The organism is Acidobacteriota bacterium, assembly GCA_030697165.1.
Classification (GTDB): Bacteria; Acidobacteriota; Vicinamibacteria; order Vicinamibacterales; family UBA2999; genus 12-FULL-67-14b.
Window position 1 is genome coordinate 259,820 of record JAUYQQ010000004.1, and the last position, 15,476, is coordinate 275,295.

Below are 15,476 nucleotides of genomic sequence, written 5' to 3' on the forward strand. Positions count from 1 at the left end.
ATAGTATAAGCAAACAGGTGATAGTCCATAGATATTATTACTTTGACTTATTTTGGTCGGCCGCCCGAGACTGTCAGGGCAAAGCTTGGACACCATGGCCACCAGATCCCGCATCCACGTCTTCGACACGACCCTTCGCGACGGCGAGCAAGCGCCGGGCTTCAGCATGACAGCGACAGAGAAGCTGCGGCTGGCCCAGCAATTGGACCGCCTCGGCGTCGACATCATCGAAGCCGGCTTCCCCATTTCGTCGGACGGCGACTTCGACGCGGTGAAGACCATTGCCGGCGCCGTGCGGCGGCCGATCATCGCCGGCCTGGCCCGGGCGATCCCGGCCGACATCGACCGCGCCTGGGCGGCGCTGGCGGGCGCGGCGCGGCCGCGCATCCACGTATTTCTGGCGACGTCTGACATCCACCTCGAACACAAGCTGCGCATCTCGCGCGAGCAGTGCGTGGCGCAAATCAAGAGCGCCGTGGCCCACGCGCGGGCCCTGTGTGCCGACGTCGAGTTCTCGGCCGAAGACGCGACGCGCAGCGACCTGGCGTTCCTGTGCGAGGTCGCGGTCGCGGCGGTGGAGGCCGGCGCCACCACCATCAACCTGCCCGACACGGTCGGCTACGCGCTGCCAGCCGACATTCACAGGATGTTCTCGACCGTCGGCCAACTGATCGGCGACCGCGCGGTCCTCTCCGCCCACTGCCACAACGACCTCGGCATGGCGGTGGCCAACTCCGTCGCGGCCATCCAGGCCGGCGCGCGGCAGGTCGAGTGCACCATCAACGGCATTGGCGAGCGGGCCGGGAACGCATCGCTCGAAGAGATTGTCATGACGCTCGAAGTGCGGGCCGATGCCCTGCCCTTCACGACCGGGATCAACACCCCTGGCCTCGTGCCCGCCAGCAACACGCTGTCGGCCATCGTCGGGGTCTCGGTGCCGCCGAACAAGGCCATTGTCGGGGCGAACGCCTTCGCGCACGAGGCCGGCATTCACCAGGATGGCATGCTGAAGTACGAACTGACCTACGAGATCATGCGCCCCGAGTCGGTGGGCGCGGCGGGGACGCGGCTGGTGCTCGGCAAGCATTCCGGCCTGCGCGGCCTCGACGCGCGGTGCCGCGACCTGGGCCATCGCCTGCGGCAGGCCGAACTCGAGCGTCTCTACGTCAAGGTGACGGCGCTCGCGGATCGCACCAAGACGGTGGACGACGCCCAGTTGACCGCGATCATTCGCGACGAGATGGCCACGGCAATGGCCGTGGGCGCCGCGGCCGGTGCGCAACGCGGAGACGCCGCATGTCACTGACGATCGCCCTGCTGCCGGGCGACGGCATCGGGCCGGAAGTCACGGCCGAGGCCGTGCGCATCCTGAAGAACGTCGCGCAGCACGCCGGCAAGTCGTTCACGTTCAGCACGCACCGGATTGGCGGCGTGGCCATCGATAGCGACGGCCAGGGCCTGCCCGAGGCCACGCTCGAGGCCTGTCTCGGCGCCGACGCGGTGCTGCTTGGCGCGGTCGGCCACCCGAAGTTCGACGGCCGCCTCCCCTCGCAGCGGCCCGAGGCGGCCCTGCTCGCCTTGCGCCAGGCGCTCGGCGGCTACGCCAACCTGCGGCCAGCCATCTGCTATGCGCCGCTGGCGAAGCGCACGCCGTTCCAGCCCGAGAAGGTGAAGGGCGCCGACATCCTGATCATCCGCGAGCTGCTGGGCGGCCTGTACTTCGGCGAGCCGCGTGGCTTCGAGGCGTCGGGCACCACCGCGTTCAACACGTTGATCTACTCGCGTCATGAAGTGGAACGAGTCGCCCGCGTCGCCTTCGAGCGCGCGCGTGAACGGCGTGGCCGGGTCGCCTCGATCGACAAGGCGAACGTGCTCGAAACCTCGCAGCTGTGGCGCAAGGTGGTCTCAGAAACCGCGAAGGAATACCCGGACATCGCGCTCGAGCACGTCTTCGTCGACACCGCGGCCATGCGGCTCGCGACCTCGCCCACCAGCTTCGACGTCATGCTGTGCGACAACCTGTTCGGCGACATCCTGAGCGACCAGGCGGCTTCGATCGCCGGCTCGCTTGGCGTGCTGCCGTCGGCCACGCTCGGCGGCCGCGTGGATCTGTACGAGCCGGTGCACGGCTCGGCACCCGACATTGCCGGCAAGGGCTGGGCGAACCCGGTCGGCGCCATCGCCAGCGCCGCCATGCTGCTTCGCTTTACCGCGAAGATGGACAAGGAAGCGGCGGAGATCGATCACGCCATTGAAGACGCCCTGACGGCCGGCGCGCGGACGCGCGACCTGGCCGGTCCCGGCGAGCGCGTGCTCTCAACCCAGGAGATGGGCCAGGCCATCGAAGACGCGTTGGCCGACGTGCGCGACAGGCGGCATTCGTATCATGCCGTCTAACTTCTGGGCCGTCGGGCACCCCAGCACCCGAGCACCCAAGCACCCCAGCACCTTGCTCGATAAGGTGTGGGACGCACACGTGGTGCGTGTCCTCGATGACGGTCGCAGCCTGATTTACATCGATCGGCACCTCGTCCACGAGGTGACGTCGCCGCAAGCCTTCGAAGGCTTGCGCCTCGCCGGCCGGAAGGTGCGACGGCCCGACCTGACCTTTGCCACCGTCGATCACAACGTGCCGACCGCTGGCCGCGAGCTGCCCATTGCCGATCCGCTCGCGCGGGCGCAGGTCGAAGCCCTGCGTCGTAACGCCCCGACATTCGGCGTGCCGCTCTTCGACTTCGACAGCGGCCGCCAGGGCATTGTCCACGTGATCGGCCCCGAACTGGGCCTCACACTGCCGGGCACCACGATCGTGTGCGGCGACAGCCACACGAGCACCCACGGCGCATTCGGCGCGCTGGCATTCGGCATCGGCACGAGCGAGGTCGAGCACGTGCTGGCGACGCAGTGCCTGGTCCAGCAGAAACCGAAGGCGATGCGCGTGCAGTTCACCGGCGCGCTGATGCCCCGCGTCACCGCCAAGGATGTCGCGCTGGCGATGATCGCCCGCCTCGGGTTCAGCGGCGGCACCGGCTATGCGCTCGAGCTCGGCGGCCCACTGGTGGCGTCATTCTCGATGGAAGAACGGATGACGCTGTGCAACATGAGCATCGAAGCCGGCGCGCGCAGCGCGCTGGTGGCGCCGGACGAGACGACCTACACCTATCTGAAGGGCCGCCCGCACGCGCCACACGGCGCCGATTGGGACGCCGCCGTCGCCGACTGGCGTGGGCTTCGCAGTGATGACGGCGCCACCTTCGATGCCGAGGTCGCCATCGACGTCAGCGCGCTGGCGCCGGTCGTGACCTGGGGCACGCGTCCCGATATGTCGCTGCCCATCACCGCCAACGTTCCCGACCCCAGTTCGGCGGCCTCGGAAGGCGACGCCGCAGCGATGGCGCGCGCCCTCACCTACATGGGCCTGACGCCCGGCACACCAATCGAGTCAGTGCCCGTGGACCGGGTGTTCATCGGCTCGTGCACCAATGCCCGCATCGCCGACCTGCGCGCCGCGGCCGACGTGGTCCGCGGCCACCGGGTCAAGGCCGGCGTGCGCGCGCTCGTGGTACCGGGCTCACAACAGGTCAAGGCCGACGCCGAGCGCGAAGGCCTCGACCGCATCTTCGCCGCAGCCGGCTTCGAGTGGCGCGAACCCGGCTGCTCCATGTGCCTGGGCATGAACGACGATGTGCTGGGCGAGGGCGAACGGTGCGCCTCCACCAGCAACCGCAACTTCGAAGGCCGCCAGGGCCGCGGCGGGCGCACGCACCTGGTCAGTCCGGCGATGGCCGCCGCCGCCGCCATCGAGGGCCATTTCACCGACGTGCGGCAATGGGAGTACCGGTGAGCCAACCATTCCGCGTCCACCAGGGCCGCGTGGCACCGCTGCGCCGGAGCCATGTCGACACCGATCAGATCATCCCGAAGAACTTCCTGAAGCGCATCGAGCGCACCGGGTTTGGGCCGTTCCTGTTCCACGACTGGCGCCGCACCGCCACGGGCGACCTCGATCCGGCGTTCTCGCTGAACCAGCCGGCCTATGCCGGCGCCACGATCCTGGCGGCGGGGCCGAACTTCGGCTGCGGCTCGTCGCGCGAGCACGCCGCGTGGGCGTTGACCGATGCCGGCTTTCGCGTGGTGCTGGCGCCGTCGTTCGCCGACATCTTCCGCAACAACGCGGTGGGCAACGGCCTGGTCCCGGTCGCCATTTCCGAAACGGCGGTCAACACCATTCTCGACCGGGCCGAAGCCGGCACCGGCTACGGACTGACGATTGACCTCGAACTCTGTGAGGTGCGCGACGCGCACGGCCTGCGCGAACGCTTTGCGTTTGACGAGGCATCGCGGCAGCGGCTGCTCGAGGGCAAGGACGAAATCGACCTCATTCTCGCGAACGATGCCGAGATCTCGGCCTTTGAACAACGGCGCACGGACAGTCTCGCGTAACTCTGGCTACTGGCTACTGGCTACTGGATACCTTTTATGAAACAGCGTGGCGCTCACATCATCTGGTCGTGCCTGGTCGAACAAGGCGTGGACACCGTGTTCGGCTATCCGGGCGGCGCCATTCTGCCGGCCTACGATGCGCTGCTCGACCACCCGATTCGCCACGTGCTGGTGCGCCACGAACAGGGCGCCACCCACATGGCCGACGGCTACGCGCGCGCCAGTGGCAAGGTCGGTGTCGCGCTGGCGACGTCCGGGCCTGGCGCCACCAACCTGGTCACCGGCATCGCCACGGCCATGATGGACTCGATTCCGCTGGTCTGCATCACCGGCCAGGTGCCAGAGGCGCTGCTCGGGTCCGATGCGTTCCAGGAAACCGACATCACCGGCATCACGCTCCCCATCACCAAGCACAACTACCTGGTGACCAGGGCCGCCGACATTGCCCCGACCCTGCGCGCCGCCTTCCGCCTGGCGACCTCGGGACGCCCCGGACCGGTGCTGGTCGACATCACCAAGAACGCGCAGCAGGAAGAGACCGACTGGGAACCACGCTCTGAGCGTTCGGAGGGCGAGGGCTTCAGCCCTCGCCGCGCCGACGCCGACACAGCGACCGCTAAAGCGGTCGCTCTCCGAACGTCGCTGGAAGACGCGACGGCGCTGCTCGCGTCGGCCAAACGGCCGGTGATTCTTGCCGGCCACGGCATCCTGAAGAGCGGCGCGATGGCCGAAGTGCTGACGCTCGCCGAACGCGCGCACATCCCGGTGGCCATGACCCTGCTCGGCATCGGCAGCCTGCCGGCCTCTCACCCGCTCAACCTCGGCATGATGGGCATGCACGGCGAGGCGTGGGTCAACGACGCCATCCAGGAGGCCGACCTCCTGCTCGCGCTCGGCATGCGCTTCGACGACCGCGTCACCGGCAAGTTGGCCGAGTATGCGCGCCACGCGAAGAAAATCCACATCGACATTGATCCGTCGGAACTGCACAAGAACGTGCGCGCCGACGTGGCCGTGCAAGGCGACCTGAAGGCGGTGCTGCAGGAGTGGCTGCCGCAGGTCGAGGCCACGCGCCACGACGGGTGGCTCACCCGCATCGGCGACCTCGCCGGCGGTCCCACCGTCCGCGACATCGACGAGTTGCCCGACGATGGCCGGTTGTGCGCGGCGCACGTCATCCACGACATCTGGCGCGCCACCGGCGGCAAGGCGATCATCGTCACCGATGTCGGTCAGCACCAGATGTGGGCGGCGCAGTATTACAAGGTGCACGAACCGGGCACGTTCATCACCTCGGGCGGCCTCGGCACCATGGGCTTCGGGTTACCTGCGGCGATCGGCGCCAAGATGGCGCGGCCCGACAAGGAAGTGTGGGCCATCGTCGGCGACGGCGGCTTCCAGATGACGCAAGCCGAGTTGCAGACCATGGTCCAGGAGAACGTCAAGGTCAACGTCGCGATCATCAACAACGGCTACCTCGGCATGGTGCGGCAGTGGCAGCAGTTCTTCCACGACCGCCGCTACTCATCCACGCCGATGTCGTCGCCCGACTACGTCAAGCTCGCCGATGCCCACGGACTGCCCGGCGTGCGCGTGACCAAGCGCGCCGAGATCAAGGACGCCCTGCGCCACGCGCGCGCCTCGGCCGGCGCCGTGGTGATGGACTTCCGGGTCGTCCAGGAGGACACCGTCTATCCGATGGTGTCGCCCGGCGCCGCCCTGAACGACATGATCCGGCGTCCCGGGTCGCCGTCGCTGGTCGAGACCGGAGCGGATCTCCAATGATCGACGCTGCCAAGCCGCGGACCATCGTGGTCCGCTACGAGCACGAAATCGACGCCCTCGATCGCGTCGCCTCGATCCTCCGCCGCCAGCGCGTGCGCGCGGAAGCCTTCACGGCGGTGGCCTCGCACGACCGGGCCACGGTGCAGGCCACCATCATGTTCGACAGTTCCGACAAGACCGCGGCGCGCATTGTCGCGCTGCTCGGCAAACAAGTGGGCGTCCTCGCCGTCGAGGATTGGACGTCAATGGCCAGCCCGTTAGAGGAGTAAGGGATCGATTATGGCGACGATGATTCACGACGCGGATGTGGACGTAGCGGCAATCCTGGGACGCAAGGTGGCCGTGATGGGCTTTGGCTCGCAGGGCCACGCGCACTCGATGAACCTGCGCGACAGCGGCGGCACGGTTCGCGTGGCCGTGCGGCCCGGCAGCCGGGGCTGGCGCGCCGCTGAAGCCGCGGGCTTCACGCCCATGGAGCCGGCGGCGGCGGCGGCGTGGGCCGACGTGATCATGATGCTGGTGCCCGACCTGGTGCAGCCCGGGTTGTTCAAGAACGACATCGAGCCGCACCTGACGCCGGGCAAGATGCTGATGTTCGCGCACGGCTTCGCGATCCGCTTCAACTGGATCACGCCGCCCGAGGGCGTGGACGTCTCGATGGTGGCGCCGAAGGCGCCCGGCCATCGCGTCCGAGAAGTGTTCAAGGAAGGGGCGGGCGTGCCCGGCCTGATGGCGATTCACAAGGACGCGACCGGCAACGCCCGCGCCGCGACGCTCGCTTATGCCAAGGCCATTGGCTGCACGCGCGCCGGCGTGATCGAGACGACGTTCTCGGAAGAGTGCGAAACCGACCTGTTCGGCGAGCAGGCGGTGCTGTGCGGCGGCGTGAGCGCGCTTGTCACCGCCGGATTTGAAACGCTGGTCGAAGCCGGCTATCAGCCCGAGATTGCCTATTTCGAATGCCTGCACGAGCTGAAGCTGATCGTCGACTTGATGTATCGCGGCGGCCTGGGCTTCATGCGCTACTCGGTGAGCGACACGGCCGAGCACGGCGACTACACCGGCGGGCCGCGCCTGGTCACCGACGAGACCAGGAAGGAAATGCGGAAGATGCTGGCGGAGATTCGCTCGGGCGCGTACGCCGAGAAGCTGGCGCGCGACACCAAGAGCGGCTGGTTCGCGGCCGAACGCGAGAAGAATCGCGAGCACCAGATCGAACAGGTCGGCGCCAGGCTCCGCGCGCGCATGCCCTTCCTGGAGCCGGCGGCGGCGCCGGAGCCCGAGCCGGCGCTAAAGGCCTGAAGACCAAACAGGAGATCAGGAGTTCAGGAGCCGGCTTTCAAGAGTGACTCCTGAACTCTTGGACTCCTGCTTCCTCCTGGGCTCTAGATGCCGTGACCGTAACCGGAATCGTGGCCGAAGCCCGAGTCGAACACATCGACATACACCGGCATTGGCGTCACGACCGGCTCGGCGGTCTGGCGCGGCGCGGGTGAATCGACCATCAGGATGACGGCGCGCACGCCGGCGGCCTGATGCGTGCGCACCGCGCGCTCGACCGCCTGGCACAGTGAGGCGAGGGCCGCATCATTGCGGTCAGGCTCCTGCATTCGTCCGTTCACCCACACCTTAGGATTGCTACTACTGCCGTCCATGATCACTTCCCCTTATCGGCGCAATCGCCAAATCAATAAATCCGAACCAAATCACCAAATCGCCAAATCGCCAAATAGAAAAGGCCATCCCCTTGCGGGTGATGGCCTCTTAAGGAACTTGCTGGTTCGGCTTGAGTTACATCATCCCGCGGTCGCGACAGGTCGAAGGCCAATAAGCCCCAGGAGGCCAATAAGGCTCCGCAGCGAAAGGCGAACGAAGAGTCGAACGGCGGCCATGTGTAAGCAGAGCTTATCGAACGGAGCCGAGACAGGTCAAGTCTCTTATGGCCTCGGATACCGCTTGAGGATCTCGCGCAGCCGGTCGATCGGCAACGCCTCGACGGTGCCGCTCCGGCTGGTCACCGTCGTCGCCTTGAGGAGCGAGTTGTAAACCGCCTCTTCGGTGGCTTCGAGGGCGGCCTGGAACAGCGCCGACACCCCGTCGGTCGGCAACAGGGTCCTGGCCTGGGGAACTGAAGACCCGAACCGGGTTCGCAGGTCGGGCGCCGTCGTAAAGGCAATGGCGAAGTCGCCGCTGCCGTTGCTGTACGACGAACCGGTCCGCGCCAGGCCGTAAATGGCCCTGGCCGCCACGCGCTTCAGGTCGCGGGCGTCGAGCGGCGCGTCGGTCGCGACGACGATCATGCAGGAACCGTCGCCGAACCCGTCCCCGTTGGTGGAGGCAACCCCTTCGTGGGGTTGCCTGGCAGCCTTTGGTTGATAGGCATACCGCCCGAGCAACTGCCCCACGGGCGCGCCGCCCATCGTCAGCACGCCGCCGTAGTTGGATTGCACGATCACGCCGAGCGTGTAGCCGCCCTGCGCCGCCGGCAACTTGCGCGAGGCCGTGCCCATGCCGCCCTTCCAGCCAAAGGCCTGCGTGCCCGTGCCCGCGCCGACGCTGCCTTCAGGCACCGCGCCGGTCGTCGCGGCCTTGAGCGCCTCGAGCACGTGCTGGGGCCGCACGTGCTGCCCGCGAATGTCGTTGAGGCCGCTGTCGTTGGTCTCCCCCACCAGGGCGTTCACCGAGCGCACGTTCTGGTTGCCCGGCTGATCGAGGGTCCAGCGCACGAGCCCATCCATGGCGGCACCGACGCCAAGGGTGTTCGTGAGCGCGATCGGCGTCTCGATCGTGCCGAGCTCCTCGACCTGCGTCGAGCCGGCCAGCTTGCCAAACGCGTTGCCGATAAAGACGGCGCCTGGCACCTTGTCCTGGAACACGTTGCCGGCATGGGGCACGACCACGGTCACCCCGGTGCGGACGTGATCGCCGACGACCAGCGTGGTGTGTCCGACGCTGACCCCGGCGACGTCGGTGATCGCATTGAGCGGCCCGGTCGCGAACACACCCGGCGCCAACCCGATATCCCGCGCCCGCGGCCGGGCATCAGACTGCGCCAGCGCGCCTGCCAGGCCGAACACCGACAACGTCACGATGAGTGAGAAATGTTTCATGTGTGAGCACCCTGGCACCATTGGCACCCCTGGCACCGTAGGCACCGTAGGCACCGTAGGCACCGTAGGCACCGTAGGCACCTTAGGCACCTTAGGCACCTTAGGCACCTTAGGCACCTTAGCTCTTGAATGATACGATTTTCCCGGTTGCATGCGGCAAATCCCCATCGAAGCCATCGACGAAGCCGCGCGGCACGTCTACGACGCCGCCGTTCGCACCCCGCTTGTCAGGCTCGACCTGCCGTTCGACGGCGACGGCCCACCGCGTCCCGAGATCTACCTGAAGCTCGAGTCGCTGCAGCCGATCGGCTCGTTCAAGATCCGCGGCGCGTGGAATGCCGTGCGCAAGTTGAGCGGCGCGCAACTGCGCGACGGCGTGTGGACGGTCAGCGCCGGCAACGCCGCGCAGGGCGTGGCCTTTGCCGCGCGCCGGGCCGGCGTGCCGTGCTCGGTGATGGTCATGGACACCGCCCCCGAGACCAAGCTGCGCTCGATCGAGCGCCTCGGCGCCACGATCGTCAAGGCCAGCTACGACGAGTGCTGGCAAACGGTGATCGCCCACGCCTCGCCGCGCATGCGCGGTCATTTCGTGCATCCGTTCGATGACGACGACTTCATCGCCGGCAACGCCACGGCCGGTCTCGAGATTCTCGAAGACCTTCCCGAGGTCGATGCGGTAGTCGCGTCGCTCGGCGGCGGCGGGCTGCTGTCGGGCATTGGCTCGGTGATGCGCGCGCGCAAGCCGTCGGTGAAGATCTATGCCGCCGAGCCGGCGACCGCCGCGCCGCTCGCAACTTCGCTGGCCAAGGGCGAGCCGAGCTACTTCGACGCGTGGACCGCGTCGTTCGTCGACGGTGCCGGCGGCAAGTCGGTGCTGGCCACGATGTGGCCGCTCCTGAAGGAACTGGTCGATGGCGCCATCGTGATGGAGCTCGCCGACATCGCGGCCGCGATGCGCTACGCGGCCGACCGCGTGCACGTCGTGGCCGAGGGCGCCGGCGGCTGCGCGATTGCCGCGGCCATGAGCGGCCGGGCCGGCACCGGCAAAGTTGTCGCCGTGGTCTCTGGTGGCAATATCGACCTCGCAAGATTCGCCACGCTGGTTGGCGCTACCGAATAGGACAGTTGTAGATGTCAGAAGAACGTTTTTCCGCTGGCGCCGTTTTACCTGCGCGCATTCACCGTCTGCACGAACTCGCCCTCGACTTGTGGTGGAGCTGGGACAAACGGGCGCGCGAAGTCTTCCGCCGCCTCGACTACGGGCTGTGGCGCGCGACCGCGCACAACCCGGTGCGCATGCTGCAAAGCCTCACCGCCGAGCAGCTGGCCGGCGCCGCCGGTGACGACGCATTCCTGAAAGCGTACGACCAGGCCATCTTCGGGCTGGACAATGCGCGCACGCAGGCGCACCCGTGGTGGCAGGAACGCGAGTCGCTGATCAACGGCGGCAGCATCGCGTATTTTTCGGCCGAGTTCGCGTTGCACCAGTCGCTGCCCATCTACGCCGGCGGCCTCGGCGTGCTGGCGGGCGACCATTGCAAGGAAGCCGCCGATCTCGGAGTGCCGCTGGTCGGCGTGGGCTTCATGTACCCGCAGGGTTACTTCCTGCAGCGCATGAGCAACGAGGGCTGGCAGGAAGAGCGCTATCAGCGGATCAGCTGGACCGAGGCGCCGATCGAGGCGGCCCTCACGCCCGAAGGCAAGCCCTGCATCACCGCGGTGCCGCTGGGCGACCGCACGGTGCTGGCCGCGGTGTGGCGGGTGCGGCTGGGCAAGGTCCGGTTGTTCCTGCTCGACACCGACCTGGCCGAGAACGCGCCGTGGGATCGCGAGCTGTCGGCGCGGCTCTACGGTGGCAACCACGAAACGCGCATCCAGCAGGAAATCATCCTCGGCATTGGCGGCGTGCGGGCCCTCCGCGCGCTGGGCATCACCCCGACGGTGTGGCACTTGAACGAAGGCCACGCCGCCTTCGTGGCGCTGCAGCGCATTCGCGAGGGCATCGAGAAAGGCCACTCGTTCGACGACGCGCTCGACATCGTGCGGCGCTCGACCGTGTTCACCACCCACACGCCGGTGCCGGCCGGCCACGACGCGTTTCCGTTCCACCTGGTCGAGAAGCACCTCGCGGGCTCGTGGGGTGAAATTGGCGAACACCGGCCACGGTTCCTGGCCCTTGGCGAATACGACAACGGCAGCGGGAACGGCTCGCAATTCAACATGACCGCCCTGGCCCTCAGGACCGCGGGCCACGTCAACGGCGTCAGCGCGCTGCACGGCGAGGTGACACGCACCATGTGGCGGCCGATGTGGCCCGACCTGCCCGCCGACCAGATTCCCGTGCGCAGCATCACCAACGGCGTGCACGTGCCCACCTGGATGGCGGGCTCGGTGTTCCAGCTGCTGAACCAGCACTTCGGCCCGGGCTGGCTCGACCAGGTGGACGACCCGGCCCTGTGGGAGCGGCTGCTCGACATTCCCGACGCCGACATCTGGGCCATGCGCCACGAGATGCGGACCGACTTGTTCAGCTTTATCCGCGAACGCATGCGCTCGCGCTGGTCCGACGAACACGTCAGCCCCTCGCGCATTGTCGCCGCCGGCAGCATGCTCGATCCCGGTGCCCTGACCATCGGCTACGCGCGCCGGTTCACGGCGTACAAGCGGCCCGAGCTGATCTTCCACGATCCGGATCGGCTGGCGCGCATCCTGACCGCGCTCGATCGGCCCGTGCAGATCGTGTTTGCCGGCAAGGCCCACCCGGCCGACGAACCGGCGAAGCACCACCTGCAGCGGGTGTTCCGTCATGCCCTCGATCCGAAGTTCAGCGGCCGGCTGGCTTTCATCGACGACTACGACATGCACCTGGCGCACTACCTGGTGCACGGCTGCGACGTGTGGTTGAACAACCCGCGCAAGCCGCTCGAGGCGAGCGGCACCAGCGGCATGAAGGCGGCGTTGAACGGCGTGCCGCACCTCAGCATCGGTGACGGCTGGTGGGCCGAGGGCTTCAACGGCAAGAACGGCTGGCTGATTGAAAGCCATGCCAACCCCGACGATCAGGCGGCGACCGATGCCGCCGACGCCGAGTCGCTCTACACATTGCTCGAGACCGAGATCGTCCCGGCGTTCTACGACCGCGACGCCAGCGGGCTGCCGAGCCGCTGGATTCAGGTGGTGCGCGAGTCGATGCGATCGAATATCCCGCGGTTCTCCACGCGCCGCATGGTGAAGCAGTACATCACCGAGATGTACGGGCCCGCGGCCAAGAAATAACAGGAGATCAGGAGCTCAGGAGACATTACGTTTGGGCTCCTGATCTCTGAGCCTCCTGTTATTCAACGGAGGCGGTTCACGCTTTCAATCGCCTCGGCGTACCACTTGCGCCACGCCTCGAGAATCTCGGAAGTGGCGCGGTTGGTGTTCTCGGTGGCCAGGCGCGCGTCGCGCGCCGCTTCCATCAATCCCGTCATCGGTCCAATCTCGCCCTGGCCCGCGGCCGCCAGGTAAAGCGCGGTCGTGGCCACGGCAATGCCGACGTGCTGCATTTCGGCCGGGCTGGTCTTGTCCACGGTGTCGAGATTGGTGTGGTAGTAGCGGTCGGTGAAGTGCCAGTTGAGCAGCGCCGGTACGCCAGCGTCGGTGAAGACCGTGTGATCGCTGCCGCCCTCGTAGGGGTTGGTGCGCACCACCCAGCCGGTGTCACGGGCGCGGCGCAGGCTGACCGCCAGGTGCAGGTCGTTCAGGAAGCTGCCACGCACGGTCGCCGGATCGACCTTGCCCTTCCCCCACTCCGAATGCGGATCCGACGGCCGGTCCCAGATCGCCGACGGATCGGGGCCCTTCTCGATCAGGAACGTGCCACCGGTTTTGGCCGTGTCCTGGCCAGTCATGTCCAGTGACAGCATGGCCAGCACGCGCTTGGCGTCCTCAGGGTGATCCTTGATCCACTGCTGGCTGCCGCGGATCTCGTCCACCCAGAGAAACGTGATGGTGCGCTCGGGTGCCGGCGCCGCGCCACGGCGCACGGCGTCGTGAATGGCCAGCGCCGCCGCGAGCAGCGTGCCGCAACCGCTGGCATTGTCGTTGGCGCCGGGTTCCTGCACGTGCGCGACCAGCAACACCCGCTCGGCTGCCTTCGCTCGGCCCGGGATCTCGACGGCCAGCGTACGATTCGGCCGGCGATGGAACACGGTGTCAAGGTCGGCGTGCACGGTCACGGCGCCCTGGGCCAGTGCCTCGCGCAGCCGGCGCGCCGCGCGCGGCGTCGACTTGAAGCCGAACGACCGGCGCGCTTCGTCGAACGGGATGCTGCCCCATTGCAGGACGTCGGGCGTCTGCTCGGGCCGGGTATATGGAGCCAGGTCGGTCGAGATGACGCCGGCCGCGCCGCGCGCGCGCACCGCCTGCTGCCAGGCGCTGCCGAGCGGCCCGCTCACCAGCACCACGGCGCCCTTGACGTCCTTACCCTCGTACGCGGCAGCGCTGTTGCCGGCGCCGGCATCGACCAGGCGGAACGACGCACCGCCGGCGGGCGTGCTGAACGAGTTGATCGCCAGCGCCACGCGATCGGCCTCACGCGACAGCACTACTTCACCCGTGGGACCGCCCAGGCGCAGCGTCCCGGTTCGTTGCTCCCACCCGGTACTCGAGTCCGTGAAGGTCTCATAACGCGGCGACAAGCCGGCCGCGGCGAGACGGTCGAAGATGAATTGCTGCGACTGCTCGTACGCGGGATTACCGGCCAGGCGCCACATCGGCGCCATGAAGCGGACGGTCGCCATGGCCACATCGGCATCCACCCGAGGCGCGAGCGCCTGGTAAATGGACTCGGCCGCCGGCGGCAGCGACCGATCGAGCGGGGGCAAATGCGGGGGCGCTTGCGCGGCAAGCGTCGACGACAGCAACAATACGAATACGCACTTTTTCATTTAGCTCGCCCCACCAACGCACCCCAGGCCCCTTAGGCACCTTAGGCACCTTAGCCCCGCCTTCGCTCGCCACGGCACAGCGCGAGCTTCGGCGAGGTCTCGCCGTAGCGGCCTCCGGCCGCGTAGGCGGACACCTTGCACCCCGCCGGTGAAGTACAATTTGTTAGTTATGTCTCGGAAGTCAATTGGCAACAAAAAAGGCTGCGCGCTATGCGGGGCCAAGGAAGTCTCGGAGCCCCGCGGCGAGGAACGTTACTGCCGCGACTGCTGGGACAAGAAGATCGCCGTCGAGGAAATCGTCGCGCGCGAGTTTGCGCTCAAGCGCTACATCCGCGCCCACAGCGCCGAGAAGTACCTCGTCTATCACTCCACGCAAAAGCGCCCAATCGGCCAAATCATCGTGGTCGACGACGGGTATGACCTGTTCCTGACGATGACCATCTACCCCAACTTTGCGTGGGACGACCCGGCGTACCACCTCGAGGGCGACCCCGAGGGACGAACTTTCGCGGAACTGCTCGTTGATGTGGTGGCCACGGAAGTGATTGAGCCGTGGGGCGGCGGTAAGTGGCACCTGGAAGTCTTCCGGTCGACGGCGGCTGAGCCGGAAGACTGGAATGGCGAGATGTAGTCCGCCTACGCCCGGAGGGCTACGGCGCGACCGCGCCGAAGCAAGAAATGCGAAGGCGGGATATAATCCGGCCTCGGAGGGTTTATCTGATGAAATTGCAACAGCGGTTGGCAGTGGCTGCAGCTCTAGGACTGCTACTTGCCCCGGCGGCTTTCGCGGGCCAGGCGCCCGCGCCGGCAACGCCTGCGGCTCCGGCCGCACCTCGAAAGTTGATTTCGCCCGTGCGTGGTGATGCGACGGTCGAGTACACCAAGCCCGTCACTAAGGTCGTCGGCACCAATGTCGTCACGACCATTACGATCAAGAACACGGCAGCCGGGCCCATCGCCGGCTTCAAACTCGAGGAGAGCTGGATCGACAAGACCGGCACGTTGTCGGGCGGCGACACCTACCGCCACCCCAAGCCGTTCATGCCCGGCGAGGTGATCACGGTCACCTTGACCACGCCGAGGAACGCGCGCATGGCAAGCAACAGCTACAACTTCTCGCATGCCAACGGCGTGGTGAAGCCGAAGAGCGTGCCGAAGATCGTTCCGACCACCTAAAGCGAATCGTCACAAGACGCCGGGTGTGATT

14 protein-coding genes are annotated in these 15,476 nt (G+C 67.3%); 11 read left to right on the top strand and 3 right to left on the bottom strand.

The annotated features are described in order from the left end of the window. Positions 1-94: 94 nt before the first annotated feature. The 7 genes from Q8T13_05185 to ilvC are packed head-to-tail and all read left to right on the top strand — an operon-like array spanning position 95 to position 7,530. Positions 95-1,306 carry a 2-isopropylmalate synthase gene (locus tag Q8T13_05185; GenBank protein MDP3717147.1) on the top strand — a complete coding sequence of 404 codons (1,212 nt, stop codon included), beginning with the start codon at positions 95-97 and terminating at the stop codon, positions 1,304-1,306. Then, on the top strand, positions 1,297-2,397 hold the full coding sequence (gene leuB, locus Q8T13_05190; GenBank protein ID MDP3717148.1) for a 3-isopropylmalate dehydrogenase: 1,101 nt from the start codon (positions 1,297-1,299) through the stop codon (positions 2,395-2,397). Before Q8T13_05185 ends, leuB begins: the two co-directional genes overlap by 10 nt. Continuing rightward, positions 2,387-3,844, top strand: a complete 1,458-nt coding sequence (gene leuC, locus Q8T13_05195) for a 3-isopropylmalate dehydratase large subunit (protein ID MDP3717149.1) — start codon at positions 2,387-2,389, stop codon at positions 3,842-3,844. The genes leuB and leuC overlap by 11 nt, the downstream gene beginning before the upstream one ends. Continuing rightward, complete coding sequence (gene leuD, locus Q8T13_05200; GenBank protein ID MDP3717150.1) at positions 3,841-4,443, top strand: 3-isopropylmalate dehydratase small subunit; 603 nt, start codon at positions 3,841-3,843, stop codon at positions 4,441-4,443. The genes leuC and leuD overlap by 4 nt, the downstream gene beginning before the upstream one ends. 36 nt (positions 4,444-4,479) lie before the next feature. Then, positions 4,480-6,228: a biosynthetic-type acetolactate synthase large subunit gene (ilvB, locus tag Q8T13_05205; protein ID MDP3717151.1), complete on the top strand. Its 1,749-nt coding sequence runs from the start codon at positions 4,480-4,482 to the stop codon at positions 6,226-6,228. Then, complete coding sequence (locus Q8T13_05210; GenBank protein MDP3717152.1) at positions 6,225-6,497, top strand: hypothetical protein; 273 nt, start codon at positions 6,225-6,227, stop codon at positions 6,495-6,497. Before ilvB ends, Q8T13_05210 begins: the two co-directional genes overlap by 4 nt. A 10-nt stretch (positions 6,498-6,507) precedes the next feature. Continuing rightward, a complete protein-coding gene (gene ilvC, locus Q8T13_05215; GenBank protein ID MDP3717153.1) occupies positions 6,508-7,530 on the top strand; it encodes a ketol-acid reductoisomerase in 1,023 nt (340 codons plus the stop codon). An 83-nt stretch (positions 7,531-7,613) separates the two neighbouring features. Here ilvC and Q8T13_05220 read toward each other — a convergent pair whose 3' ends face one another. Both Q8T13_05220 and Q8T13_05225 read right to left on the bottom strand, forming a co-directional pair. Next, the gene (locus Q8T13_05220) at positions 7,614-7,883 is read right to left on the bottom strand and encodes a hypothetical protein (GenBank protein ID MDP3717154.1); all 270 of its coding nucleotides are present in this window, start codon (positions 7,881-7,883) and stop codon (positions 7,614-7,616) included. A 282-nt stretch (positions 7,884-8,165) separates the two neighbouring features. Beyond that, positions 8,166-9,338, bottom strand: coding sequence for a P1 family peptidase (locus tag Q8T13_05225; GenBank protein ID MDP3717155.1), 1,173 nt, complete (start codon positions 9,336-9,338; stop codon positions 8,166-8,168). A gap of 151 nt (positions 9,339-9,489) precedes the next feature. Here Q8T13_05225 and Q8T13_05230 point away from each other — a divergent pair, with 151 nt between their 5' ends. Together Q8T13_05230 and glgP are read left to right on the top strand one after the other, a co-directional pair. Next, the gene (locus Q8T13_05230) at positions 9,490-10,458 is read left to right on the top strand and encodes a pyridoxal-phosphate dependent enzyme (protein MDP3717156.1); all 969 of its coding nucleotides are present in this window, start codon (positions 9,490-9,492) and stop codon (positions 10,456-10,458) included. Positions 10,459-10,469: 11 nt separating this feature from the next. After that, complete coding sequence (gene glgP / locus Q8T13_05235) at positions 10,470-12,614, top strand: alpha-glucan family phosphorylase (protein ID MDP3717157.1); 2,145 nt, start codon at positions 10,470-10,472, stop codon at positions 12,612-12,614. A gap of 62 nt (positions 12,615-12,676) precedes the next feature. Here glgP and Q8T13_05240 read toward each other — a convergent pair whose 3' ends face one another. Then, positions 12,677-14,269, bottom strand: a complete 1,593-nt coding sequence (locus Q8T13_05240; protein ID MDP3717158.1) for a M28 family peptidase — start codon at positions 14,267-14,269, stop codon at positions 12,677-12,679. Positions 14,270-14,438: 169 nt separating this feature from the next. On the opposite strand from Q8T13_05240, the gene Q8T13_05245 reads away from it, so the two are divergent. After that, entirely contained in the window at positions 14,439-14,900 is a 462-nt protein-coding gene (locus Q8T13_05245; GenBank protein MDP3717159.1) for a hypothetical protein, read from the top strand. Between the two features lie 221 nt (positions 14,901-15,121). Beyond that, entirely contained in the window at positions 15,122-15,445 is a 324-nt protein-coding gene (locus Q8T13_05250; protein MDP3717160.1) for a hypothetical protein, read from the top strand. Positions 15,446-15,476 lie beyond the last annotated feature (31 nt).